Genomic DNA, 13,188 nt, shown 5'->3' with positions numbered 1-13,188 from the left:
GGTTATATATGCTATCTTACTTAAAAGCTGATTTAGAGTCAAGTAAGGCACGGGCAATCCATGATGAAAGAAAAAATCAAAATAGCCTTCGCACACAACAATATCAACCCCAACACCGAAGGAATCATGGCCGGAATTTCTGAATACATCCGAGATAACGGAGACTGGCAGTTGATTGTTTGGCCTGACATCTCACAAAAATCTTTAACCTTTCTCAAGCGAAGAGGCTGTAAAGGCGCGTTTGTGAGCACGCAAACAGCCACAAAAGCGAAAGAACTGCTCCAAATCGGCATCCCTGTAATAGCAGTGTCCACGCTGCAAACACTGATGAATCTTCCTTATATAAGCGCAAACTCTGAACAGGTTGCGCAGATGGCCTGCGAATATCTCGTGGAAAAGAAATTCGTAAATTTCGGATTTTTCGGCATTACACAGGCAAGATGGTCGGCCGAAAGACTGGAATATTTTTCCAGTTATCTGGCCAAGATGGGCTATGTCGTCAATGTATTCAAAGAAAGACAAGTGCCTATTACAAGCGATGTTATACCTTTTACGAGACTGTGGATTAACACGGCTCTTAATACCGGCCAGCAGGAACTGATAAAATGGCTTAAACAATTGCCCAAACCGGTGGCTATACTGGCCAGCTGCGACATATTTGCCTGTCACCTTATCAATGTGGCAAAAGAGGCCGGCCTTAATGTCCCGGATGAAATCGCCATCCTCGGCGTTAATAACGACCATGCTATCTGCAATATTTGTGACCCGCCGCTGTCAAGCATATCGCTTAATTTCAAAAAGGCCGGCTACAGTGCAGCCAAATTGCTCGACAAAATAATCTCAGGCCAGGAAGCCATGGAGGGACAGTGCATAGAAATTCAGCCGACACATGTTGAAACCCGCGGCTCGACAGATGTCTTTGCAATCGACGACCTTGACATCGTAAGGGCATTGAGATACATCCGGCAAAACAGCAATAAGCCCCTGCAGGTAAACGAAATTGCCAGTAACGCCTGTATGAGCAAACGCTCGCTGCAGCTGAGATTCCATAAAATAGTCGGAAGGTCCATTCACGATGAAATCATACAGGCACACTTCGAAAACGCCAAAGTGCTGCTCGTTGAGACAAATCTTCCCGTCGATGAAATAGCCCTCCGCTCAGGTTTTCATTACACCTCCAATATGAGACGCGCTTTTAAACAAATCACAGGAATGCTGCCCCAGAAGTACCGTCAGCAGCATCAACTTCATTAGCGAACAGACATCGCAGAGGCTGAACGATGTAATTTTGTTTGCCGAATTGCTCTTTCTCCAACGTCAAAAAAAGTTCACGTAATAAATACAGCAAAAATATAAATTTGACATTTGTAAAACTTGGCTGCATACTTGCTGACCTTATTATTGGAGATTTTAAATATTATAAAAGCAATTTTTCAGGAGGTCTAAAAATGAAAAAGCAAAGTTTTATTATTTTTTCCACTTCAATCAGCCTTATCTTACTTGTATGTTTTGGCTGCGCTCCTTCCCAAAGGGTTCATAAACCAGCTGTCAAAAAGGCACTTATTGCCGCACCTAAAGGATTGATGGTTCCGCCCCTGGCTATCGATGATTCGAGTATTACGGTGATATGGAACAAGCCTGACGATTATTCGAATGTTGCCAGTTACAATGTTTACATAGAAGGGTCTTTGGCCGGAAACACGAAAAATCTTTTTTACACGGCTACGGGTTTGAATGCCGATACCCCCCACTCATTTATTGTAAAAGCCGTAGACGCCTGCGGTGTTGAATCCACACCCAGTAACAAAGTCATACCATCGACGGCGCCACAGATGAAGGTTTTCGACGTTACCAAATACGGCGCGGTCGGAGACTGCAATACTTTAAACACAGCCGCGATTCAAAAAGCTATTGATGAATGTACGAAAGGCGGCAAAATCTTAATCCCGGAGGGAACATTTTTAAGCGGCGCTCTGTTCTTAAAAAGCGATATGACACTTCAAATCGACGGAACTTTGAGAGGCAGTGATAACGCCGCTGATTACCCGCTGACAAGCAAAAGATTTCCATATTATGCTTCCGGCAACAATTTTATGGGATTGATAAATGCATATACTGAAAAGTACGGCAGCATCACTAACGTCAGAATATGCGGCAAGGGTACTGTCAACGGCTCATCAGATGTTGTCGGCTCCATTATGGGGCATAACATTACCAAACTTGCTATTAATGAGGTCGCCACAAGCGAAGGCGACGATAGCGACAGAGGCGATATGATAGTTATAAAAGGAGTTAACGGAGTATATATTGGAGGACTTACACTTGTAAATCCCGCGATGCATACTATCTTCATAACCTATTCCAAAAACATCACCGTAAACGGTCTCAATATAAGCACCTACGACATACACAATGCGGACGGCCTTAATGTCTGCACATCTGATACGGCTTACATTTTTAATTCCACTTTTGACACCGGCGACGACTGCATTAATTTCAACGCTGGCGTCGGCGCAGACGGCGTAAAAGAAAACTTCCCGGATAAAAATATCAGAGTCTTTAATTGTGTTGCCAAACGAGGCCACGGCGGCGCGGTCTTCGGAAGTTTCACAGCGGCATGGTTCAAGGATTACCTGGTGGAAGATTGTCTGTTCGACGGTACAGACAGAGGACTTCGTTTTAAAACAGGCAAAAATCAGGGCGGCGGAGCCATGGATATTCTCTGCAGAGATATTACAATTAAGAATATTTTAAAAGAAGCGATATTCTTCGATAGTACTTACGGCAGCAGTTATCCTTCGGCAGGTCCGGGACAGTTTAAGGATATCACGGTAAAAAATATTACCTGTGAAAACATCAAAACCTACGGTATCTACATTAACGGATTACCAGAATCCCAACACACCAATCTTTCCCTGAGCAACATTTCTATAGACGGCGCCAGGAAAGGCGGAGCTTACATCAGGAATTGCACAAACAGCACATTTGACGCGGTGAATATCAAAAATAGCGGGCCGGCATGGAATATTGATTCCAATTCAACTTCCGGCCTTAAGTTTACAGACTGTAACCCAATGCCGTAAGCTTTTAAATTTAAAACAATATCCGTCAAAAGGCTGCCCATTAATGGCAGCCTTTTTTATGTATATTATGCAAAAAAAAAGATGAAATTGCGCAATTTTTTATGTTTACTGTTTTCACATAAAAAAATTTGTTATGATGGCATCAGTTTTTTTACGGAGTATTGGCGTGAAAAGAACATTTTTTCTGGCGATACTTGTTTTGATTCCATTATTTTACACTGCCGCGGCAATGGCGACAGAGGCACCAGCCGGGGTTTTTGATGTTCGCCAATACGGCGCCAAAGGCGACGGCATAACAGTTGATACCGAAGCAATTCAGAAAGCGATAGATGACTGCGGCAAAGCCGGCGGCGGAATTGTCAGGCTTCCGGCCGGAGTATATTTAAGCAAACCGATTTCTCTTCGCAGCAAAACCACATTGCAGCTCGACGAGGGCGCCAAGCTGAAAGCAACGGACGACCCGCAGGATTTCCTTCGCCCCGGACGGACGCTGGAAAAAGCCGGCGGCAGCAGTGATTTTACGCCATTCGTCGGCGGTAAAAATTTGACCAATATCGCCATCACCGGCAAGGGAACTATCGACGGCTCGGGCGTGCGATGGTGGATACCCGCTGAGGAAGCCCGAAAAATTAAACCGGGTTATACTTCGCCCCGTCCCCGTTTAATCGTACTGGAAGGCTGCAAAAACGTAAAGATTCTCGGCGTTACGATTTGCAATTCGCCGAGTTTCCATCTTGTTCCCAAAAACTGTGACAATGTACTCATCGAAGGCGTGACTATCCGTTCGCCGTCAATCGCGCCGAATACAGACGCCATTGACCCGAGCGTCAGCCGTAATGTTCGCATTTCCAAATGTGTCATCGATGTCGGCGACGATAACATCGCGATAAAATCCGGCCGGCCGGACCCGGCGCACCCAAACGCAGCCTGTGAAAACATCACCGTTTCGGACTGCACGTTCCTTCACGGTCACGGCATGTCCATCGGCAGTGAAACTGCAGGCGGGGTTCGTAATCTTCTCGTTGAACGATGCAGGTTCGAGAATTTAGCCAGCGGCATCCGAATCAAATCCGCACGCGGTAAAGGCGGACTGGTGGAAAATCTCACTTACCGCGATATCACTATGAAAAACGTAAGAGTTCCGATTGATATTTCCTCCTATTACGAGGGTTCCAAAGACGATGCGCCTCAGCCTGTCAATGCTTTAACACCTGTCTTTCGCAATATCCGGATTAAGAATATAAATGCCCTCGGCCCGTATGGCGAAGCTGAGATTGTCGACCGCATTACTGATTTTGTCTATTATTATTACGCATATCACGCTTTTCTTGAGTCTCACAATGGCGGCCTGATTATAGGGCTGCCTGAGTGCGCGGTATCGGATGTCGTGATGGAAAATGTCAATATCTCCGCCAGTTCAGGTATGACAATTCAGAATGCCAAAAACATTAAACTAAAAAATGTAAATATCGAACCACAAAAAGGACCTCCGTTCATATTGAACAACACAGAAGTTGAAGGACTGGAGTAAAGAAGCGAAACATACTAAGATGATATTAAAAGACAATTTTAACCTTTTATGATATGTATATCTCTCGAATAAATTTTGTAAAAAAAGCCTTTTTGAGAACAGAAAATTGCGAAATAATACAAATTTCTATTATTTTCAATGCCGCTGGTGTTTTTGAACCGATATTTTTGGTATAATAACGTATAAGTCTAAGAAGAATTAAGGTTGTTGCTTAATTTAAAAGGTGCCGGTGATGAAAAAGAAACTTTGGTTAACAGGACTTGTTTTAGTCAGCCTGTTCTGTTTTGTATCATCTGCCTTCGCCGCAGACGGCTGGGCTTCGGTATCCGACACGAGCGGTACACCATACAATCTTACGGGCGGCGCCGCGGGAAGTACCGTCACTGTAACAACTGCTGCGTCATTTAACAGTTATGCCATATCTTCCACACCGTATGTCATACAGATTTCCGGGACTATTGATTTATCTTCCATTTCTAATCATACCGTGTATGTTAAATCGAACAAAACGATTGTCGGCATCGGAACATCTCCGACGATTTACGGACATTTGGATATTAAAAATGGGGTGAGCAATATCATTATTAGCCGTCTTAACATCAATTATAACGCTAATGAAGGCTCTGAAGACCCATGGACCGATGGCATCACAATCCAGGATGCTTCACACCATATCTGGATAAACCATTGTAATATCTATAACTCACCTGACGGCCTGATTGACATCGGCAACGCTTCCGACTTTGTCACAGTATCATGGTGCAAGTTCTACTACGAAACAGGAATCTATAATACTGACCACCACTTTACCAATCTAATAGGCTCATCTGACACCGAATATGGCGACAGAGGCAAACTGCATATTACTTTTCATCACAACTGGTGGGCTGAAAGATGCAGGGGAAGAATGCCCCGCGTCCGTTTCGGCCAGGTTCACATCTATAATAACTATTACGGCTGCACCGGAAATGATTATTGCATCCATCCCGGCAAAGAAGCGCAACTGCGCATCGAATCTAATTATTTCTACCAGGTCGATGAACCAATTGACGAACCAAACGCATCCGCATTGGTATATTCAATGGGAAATTTCACTTCCGGCTGTACTGGTATTCACTACATACCTAACAGTGAAGTTTTTACTCCGCCGTATTCCTATAATCTAAATCCTGGAAACCTGATTAAAAACATTGTTATGGCAGGTGCCGGTGCAGATGGTATCGAACCTGATATAACACCGCCCGCAGTACCGACAGGTTTGACAGCAGAGGCAAACGAAACCAAAGTGATACTTGATTGGGACGATAATACCGAAAGCGACCTGGCAGGTTACAACATATATCATTCCTTAACTCCAGGGACCGGATACAGCAAATTGAACGGCACTACACTTCTGACTGATTCGAACTTTGTGGATATTTATATTATCTATGGAAGAAAATTTTATTACGTTGTTACAGCCGTCGATACATCTTCGAATGCGTCCGTATATTCAAATGAAGTTTCTGCAATACCCAGAATTTACGGTGATTTTGTAATCGACCAGACCGTCAACACAAAAGACATTGGCTACTTCTCTGACCTGTGGCTGGTAAACGATTGCGACGCAACTGCCGATATGGATATCGACGATGACTGCACGGTTAATTTTCTCGAATTCGCAGCGATGGCAGAAAACTGGCTAATGCAATATAATCCATAGCTTACTTATTTTTCATCGTAAATATATGTTCTGCCTTTAACGGTCTTTGTTTCAACAATTTTATCACTATAACGGATTGTCAAATCATTTCCGAGAAGAGACTTTATTTCCGCCTGAATAAGTTTCCCGTTTTTCCATTCGATATTTACTTCAAAGCCGCCGCGTGCACGAAGACCTTTTACAGAGCCGCTCGGCAGTGCAGACGGCAGAGCGGGCAATAAATAAATTTCGCCTGAAAGATTTTTGCCATCAATCTTCGAGTAAGACTGCATCAGCATTTCGGTAATTCCGCTTGCCCCGCCGAAGTTGCCGTCAATCTGAAACGGCGGATGAGCATCGAACATATTCGGATATGTGCCGGTTGAAATAAGATTTGTCAGCATTTTAAAGGCGTGGTCGCCGTCCTGCAGTCTTGCCCAGAAATTAACCTTCCACGCCATCGACCAGCCTGTGCCGCCGTCGCCGCGTATCTCAAGAGATTTGCGGGCCGCCGCGAAAAGTTCGGGCGTTTGGTCTTTGCTTATCTGGCTGCTCGGGAAAAGGCCGTACAAATGCGAAACGTGGCGATGATGTTCTTCGGGGCCGTCAACGTCTTCGAGCCATTCCTGCAACTGGCCGTGTTTGCCAATCTGCATCGGAGCGAGTTTGCCGACTTCATCCTCGAGAACTTTTCGAAAACCTTCGTCGATGCCGAGTATCCGCGAAGCCCTGATGCAGTTATTGAACAGGTCGCGAATAATCTGCATATCCATAGTCGGGCCCGCGCAGATGCTTATATCGTCGAAAATTTTATTTTCAGGCGACATCGAAGGACAGGTAACGAGCCAGTGATATCTCGGATGTTCGACGAGTGTATCGACAACAAATTGCGCCGCCCCTTTCATTACCGGATAATATTTTTTAAGAAATTCCTTATCGCCTGTGTATTCGTAGTGATACCACAAATGCTGACAAAGCCACGCCCCGCCGCTGGGCCAGAAACCATAAAACGCACTGTCAATCGGCCCTGTCGCCCGCCACAAATCGGTATTATGATGACAAACCCAGCCGCCGGCGCCGTAATTTATTTCCGCGGTTCTGCGGCCTGTTACTGCAATATCCTTAATCATAGCGAATAAAGGCTCGCCGCATTCAGACAGATTTGTCGGCTCGGCCGGCCAGTAATTCATTTCCGTATTAATATTGATTGTATATTTACTCGACCATGGCGGTTTAACGCTGTCATTCCATAATCCCTGTAAGTTAGCAGGCTGGCCGCCCGGCCTCGAACATGAAATAAGCAGGTAACGGGCGAACTGAAAATACATCGCGACAAGCTGCGGGTCTCTATTTGCGGCAAAACCTTTTATTCTCACATCCGTTGCTAATTGGGCCGCATCTGTTGTGCCGAAATCAAGCCGAACGCGATTGAAAAGTTTCTGGTATTCGCTGATATGGTCGGACAGTATTTTTTCAAGAGGCCTCTTCGATGCGGCTTTAAGCTGTTTTTCCACGATTGCCTCCGGATTGCCGCTAACGTCTTTATAGTTAATATAATTTGTCGCTGACGCCAAAAACAAAGTTGCCGAATCTGCCCCTTCGATATGCAATTTATTATTTTCGAGCCTGACTTTGCCTTTTTGTGTAATGACTTTTACTCGCGAATGGCATCTCAATTTGCCATCAACACTGTTAGACGGTGCGCCGTAAACTTCAAGCGCAATAGTATCGTCTCCGATAATTTCAATTTTCTTTTTGTCCTGCATAGCATTAAAATCAGCGATGAAATTTATCATCCCCGGCTTATCAGCCGAAAGATGAATAACTGTAACCTGGTCAATCGGCGTACTGAATATCTGCCGTTTAAATGTTACATCACCAACTTTATACTCAACCGTTGTTACCGCGGTACTCAAATCGAGCCCCCTGCGATAATCCGTAACCTGCTGATGTCCGCCGAATGTGAGATTTAATAATCCTGCGGGCTGATACGCCGCCTGTTTTGGCGGAACAGCCATCATATTTTGATTGATTAAATCCTGTGCTTCTTTTGCCTTGCCTTCGAAGACAAGGTTTCTCGCCTGCGGCAGCATATCCAGGGCATTGGGATTGACAGGGTCGTAAGGCCCTTCTGCCCAGAAAGTATCCTCGTTGAACTGAATCAGTTCGTCGGCCGTTCTGCCGAAAACCATCGCTCCAATTCGGCCGTTGCCTATCGGGATTGCCTGTACCCATTCGGCGGCAGGGGTGTCGTAAAACAATATCATTGGCACTCCATCACAATCAGCGGCATTGACAAGACACAAAGGCAGGAATATTACAATCAATATCAAAACACAAGGAAAAGTTCTCATCTATATTGCTCCCGAACAATTCATTGCTCCTTAGCTCTCTTTACTTTCAATGCACTTGTATTTTTCAGGTTATATCATCATCTGTCAAGATTTTCCCGCGAAATTTGCGCGATATGACGTTCTTTTTTGCGCGGTTTTCTGGTGGACATATAATGCTTTTCCTGATATGGTCTTAGGTTTAATCAGGATACACCATTCTACGACCCGAATGAAAGGAATATCAGGATGAATATCGTTGGATTCAACATTATAGATATTTTGATAATCGTAGCATACCTGGCAATTATCACCTACATTGGAAAACGAAGCACCTCTAAAGTACACAATCAGGAAGACTTCTTTTTGGCCGGCCGCGGTGTCGGCAAAGTGTTCCAATTCTTCATGAACATGAGCACGATAACTGATGCCGGTCAGGCCGTAAATACCGCCGCTGCCGCTTTCAGCAAAGGACTCGGCGGCGTCTGGCTGCTGCTGGCTCCTATTCTTACAGGCCCTTACTACTGGTTTCTGGCAGGCTGGTTCAGGCGTGTCAGGCTCGTTACAATGGCCGAGCTTTTCGAAGAACGATTCAAAAGCAAATTTCTGGCAAGTATCTATGCTGTTGTCGGAATCTGGCTGAGTGTCATCAATATCGGTATCGCCAACAAAATATCACTCCGAACATTCCAGGCTATGACAGTCAAGCCGGCCCAAAAATATTCCGTGGAAGAAAAAGCACAGGTGGACATGTTTCGGGAATACGGCGACCTCGATAAACTCTACAAGGCTAAACAACTCGAACCTGAAAAAGTTGGAAGATATAAAACCCTCGATAATATGTACAAAAAAGACCAAATCAGCGCTTACATATCTTACACCAAAACATGGTGGTTCTACCTGATTTATATAGGATTTATGGGTGCATACGTAATAATGGGAGGACTTCAGGCGGCGGTCTGGAATACCATGCTGCAGGGAATCCTGATACTTATATTTTCAGGAATGATGATACCTATTGCGCTGGTGAAGTTGGGAGGCTGGAGCGGATTTTCCGCAAGAGTTCCCGAACATATGCTGTACTTTTTCGGCTCCGGCCTGAACGAGTTCTCTATATGGTCAATAGCGGCATATATGGTAGCCAACTATATTATCGGCATTACCGGACATCAGGGAAATATGTCGAATAACGGTTCAGCCAAGGATGAGCTGACCGCCAGAACCGGTAATATCGGCGGTTCTTACACGAAGCGTGTTCTGACTATTATGTGGGCGATGTGCGGCCTGCTTGCATATGCACTCTGCGTCAAAGGCACATTCTCAATCTCCGACCCCGATACCGCATGGGGCGTAATGAGCAACAATCTGCTTGGCGTCGGCCTGCGAGGCATTATGATAGCGGGCATTCTGGCGGCAAATATGTCAACTGTAGCCGGCGTCTCCATATATCTGTCCGCATTATTCGTTCGGCATTTGTACAAACCATTCATGCAAAACATGTCCGAGAGGCACTATGTTAATGTATCGAGAGTTTCAATTGCCGGCATCCTGCTGCTTTCTATTTATGTCGCAGTGGCAAGCGGCGGCATCCTCGATATACTTAAAATGCTTCCTTCACTGAATGTCATCTTCGGAGCGCCGATAATGCTTCTGCTGTTCTGGAAACGTCTGACGCTAAAGGCCGTATATGTACAGGTAATCATCTGCGCCCTTATATTCGGAATTCTGCCGGGATTATTACCCAAGTTCGATGCTATTAATCAATCAAAATGGCTGACTCAGCAAACCAAAGAAAAGACAGCTATACAAAATGCGCCGGCTACTGAAAAAGACGTCGAGTTGGGTCTTGCTCCCGAGGTCGGGAAAAAGATAAGAAAAGAACTTATTATTCCCGCTAAAAGTATATTCTTCGATAAGGTCGCAAGGAGCAATCCGGACGATGCAAATTCGCCAATGGCCGGCATCGGCAGGATAAACACAGAACTCGTCATAGCCAAAGCGATTGGTTTTAACCTGAAGGATATGAAACCTTCCGCCCTGCTGACGATAAGATATCTTGTCGACACGTTTCTGCCGTTTCTTATTCTGATACCGATAAGTCTCCTTACCCGCAATAAAGGACTGGAAGAAAATATAGCCCGGTTCTACGTCAAGATGAAAACCAAGGTTATCGCCGACCATGAACTGGACAAGGCCGAACTCGAGAAAAGCTATGCGGACCCGACACGTTTCGACCATACGAAACTGTTCCCGAAGTCCAGTTGGGAATTCTGCAAGTGGAACTGGGAAGATACCTGGGGCTTCTTCCTGAGCCTGGCTCTGACAGTCGGTATATTAGGAACTTTCTGGCTGTTGATTAAAATGCTTTAATCCGTTCTCCATAAGAAACCACGAGTGAAAGGTGTAAATTGGATATTTTTGGTTTCCATCCAATTGACGTGTTGACGATTGCGATTTACCTGGCAGTTATCACCTACATTGGCAAAAGAACTTCCAAAAAAATACACACCGAAGAAGACTTTTTTATGGCCGGCAGGACCGTCGGCAAAATCCTTCAGTATTTCCTTAATATGAGTACCGTCGTCGACGCCAACAGCGCGGTAAGAACCGCCAGTTTCGCCTTCAACAAAGGACTCGGCGGCGTATGGCTTATGCTGATTGGCATCTTTACCGGGCCTTATTACTGGTTTATGGCGGGCTGGTTCAGACGCGTTCGGCTGATTACTATGGCCGAGCTTTTCGAGGAACGCTTCAAAAGCAAATTCATGGCCTCTATCTATGCCTGTGTCGGTATCTGGCTGAGCGTAATTATCATCGGCGTCGGCTACAAAACCTCGCTTCGCACCTTTGAGGCAATGACAATAAAACCGGACGAAAAATATTCCGCTGCAGAAAAGCAAAAAGTAGAGCTGCATCAGGAATACCGCCAGCTCAACAATCTTTATAAGGAGAAGAAACTCACCGATGAGCAGCATTCGAGATATCAGATTCTGGACAGTATGTACAAAAAGAACCAGATAAGCGCATATATATCTTACACCGATGCCACCTGGTTTTATATTCTTTATACAGTTTTTGTAGGTATGTATGTAATAATGGGAGGTCTTGAAGCGACCATCTGGAACGACCTGATACAGGGAATTCTCATTTTCGTATTTTCGGCCATGCTGATTCCTATTGCACTGGCAAAACTCGGCGGCTGGGGAGCATTTTCAGCAAATATACCGGACCATATGTTAGAGATTTTCGGTTCAGGCTTAGATGAATTTTCCTGGAATTCCATCGCGGCGCTTACACTGGTTTCTATCATAGGCATGGCGGGCCATCAGGGAAATATGTCCAACAACGGTTCGGCAAAAGATGAACTTACCGCTCGAATCGGCAACATAGGCGGTGCTTATACTAAACGAGTTCTGACAATAATGTGGGCCTTTTGCGGCCTGCTTGCGTATGCACTCTACAAGGATTCGGTCTCCGACCCGGATGCCGCATGGGGCGTGATGAGCAATAACCTGCTCGGCGTGGGATCGCGGGGTTTTATGATAGCGGGAATTCTTGCGGCAAATATGTCCACACTGGCCGGCGTATGCGTTTACCTTTCGGCATTATTCGTTCGTCATTTGTATAAGCCATTCGTCAAAAACAAAAACGAGAAACATTACATCAACATATCGAGAATTTCCATTGTCGGCGTTCTCCTGCTCGGGATTTATGTATCTGTAAACACCAGCAGTGTTATCAATGTAATTGTTATGATGCCTTCATTAATGATTATATTCGGGGCACCGGTATTGCTGATGCTGTTTTGGAAACGCCTGACCCTGCCGGCCGTATATGCACAGGTAATAATCACCACGATACTCTTCGCAATCCTGCCGGAGGTATTAACTAAGTTCGATTCAGTCAAACAATTAAAATGGCTCACTCAGCAAACCAGCGAACAGACTGTTATACGGAATTTGCCGGCCAAACAGGAAGATGTTGAAAAGGGAATCGCGATTCAAGCAGGACAAAAAATAAAAAAGGAATTTATCATTCATCCTGTAAGTATATATTACGATTCAGTGGCGAGAAGCAATCCGGATGACGCAAACTCCCCGATGACAGGTATAGGCAGACTGCATACCGAACTTATAATCGCCAAAACAATTGGGCTGAACCTGCAGGAAATGAAACCATCTATGCTGTTGACGATACGATACCTCGTTGCTTCGTTTCTGCCGTATATTATTCTTATCCCGGTAAGTTTATTTACAAAAAATAAAGGGCTGGAAGAAAACATCGCCCGGTTCTATGTCAAAATGAAAACTCGAGTTATCGCGGACCGCCAATTAGATAATGCAGAACTTCAGAAAAGCTACGACAATCCGACAAGGTTTGACCATACTAAATTATTCCCTAACTCCGACTGGGAATTCTGCAAATGGACAAAAGAAGATTTTTGGGGTTTTATCATCAGCACCGCACTTACAATCGGCATTATGGCCGCATTCTGGGGACTGATTAGAATGATTGCGACATAACACCAGTAATACAAAAAAGTTAATAAAAAAACAACTCTAA

At 44.9% G+C, this 13,188-nt stretch carries 7 protein-coding genes; 6 read left to right on the top strand and 1 reads right to left on the bottom strand.

What is annotated here, in order from left to right; all coding sequences use genetic code 11:
- Positions 1–60 precede the first annotated feature (60 nt).
- The 4 genes from WC496_09510 to WC496_09495 all read left to right on the top strand — a co-directional run bounded on the left by WC496_09510 (position 61) and on the right by WC496_09495 (position 6,316).
- The gene (locus WC496_09510; protein MFA5293257.1) at positions 61–1,254 is read left to right on the top strand and encodes a DNA-binding transcriptional regulator; all 1,194 of its coding nucleotides are present in this window, start codon (positions 61–63) and stop codon (positions 1,252–1,254) included.
- Positions 1,255–1,448: 194 nt separating this feature from the next.
- Complete coding sequence (locus WC496_09505; protein MFA5293256.1) at positions 1,449–3,083, top strand: glycoside hydrolase family 28 protein; 1,635 nt, start codon at positions 1,449–1,451, stop codon at positions 3,081–3,083.
- Positions 3,084–3,249: 166 nt separating this feature from the next.
- The gene (locus WC496_09500) at positions 3,250–4,614 is read left to right on the top strand and encodes a glycoside hydrolase family 28 protein (protein ID MFA5293255.1); all 1,365 of its coding nucleotides are present in this window, start codon (positions 3,250–3,252) and stop codon (positions 4,612–4,614) included.
- 232 nt (positions 4,615–4,846) lie between these two features.
- Entirely contained in the window at positions 4,847–6,316 is a 1,470-nt protein-coding gene (locus tag WC496_09495) for a hypothetical protein (protein MFA5293254.1), read from the top strand.
- Positions 6,317–6,321: 5 nt separating this feature from the next.
- Here the strand turns inward: WC496_09495 and WC496_09490 are convergent, their stop codons facing one another.
- Positions 6,322–8,649 (bottom strand): glycoside hydrolase family 95 protein, encoded by a 2,328-nt coding sequence (locus WC496_09490; GenBank protein MFA5293253.1) that lies wholly within the window; start codon positions 8,647–8,649, stop codon positions 6,322–6,324.
- Positions 8,650–8,874: 225 nt separating this feature from the next.
- On the opposite strand from WC496_09490, the gene WC496_09485 reads away from it, so the two are divergent.
- Together WC496_09485 and WC496_09480 are read left to right on the top strand one after the other, a co-directional pair.
- On the top strand, positions 8,875–10,995 hold the full coding sequence (locus tag WC496_09485) for a sodium:solute symporter family protein (GenBank protein MFA5293252.1): 2,121 nt from the start codon (positions 8,875–8,877) through the stop codon (positions 10,993–10,995).
- Positions 10,996–11,033: 38 nt separating this feature from the next.
- Positions 11,034–13,148 (top strand): sodium:solute symporter family protein, encoded by a 2,115-nt coding sequence (locus WC496_09480; protein ID MFA5293251.1) that lies wholly within the window; start codon positions 11,034–11,036, stop codon positions 13,146–13,148.
- Positions 13,149–13,188: the final 40 nt, after the last annotated feature.

The organism is Phycisphaerae bacterium (assembly GCA_041652575.1).
Taxonomy (GTDB): Bacteria; Planctomycetota; Phycisphaerae; order Sedimentisphaerales; family UBA12454; genus UBA12454.
Note: the sequence above shows the minus strand (reverse complement) of the source record. Positions and strands in the feature narration are given on the sequence as shown.

Bases quoted from the DNA above. Each gene is read 5' to 3' on its own strand.
- WC496_09510 (MFA5293257.1), top strand. From the start codon at position 61: ATGATGAAAGAAAAAATCAAAATAGCCTTCGCACACAACAATATCAAC.
- WC496_09505 (MFA5293256.1), top strand. From the start codon at position 1,449: ATGAAAAAGCAAAGTTTTATTATTTTTTCCACTTCAATCAGCCTTATC.
- WC496_09495 (MFA5293254.1), top strand. From the start codon at position 4,847: ATGAAAAAGAAACTTTGGTTAACAGGACTTGTTTTAGTCAGCCTGTTC.
- WC496_09490 (MFA5293253.1), bottom strand. From the start codon at position 8,649: ATGAGAACTTTTCCTTGTGTTTTGATATTGATTGTAATATTCCTGCCT.
- WC496_09485 (MFA5293252.1), top strand. From the start codon at position 8,875: ATGAATATCGTTGGATTCAACATTATAGATATTTTGATAATCGTAGCA.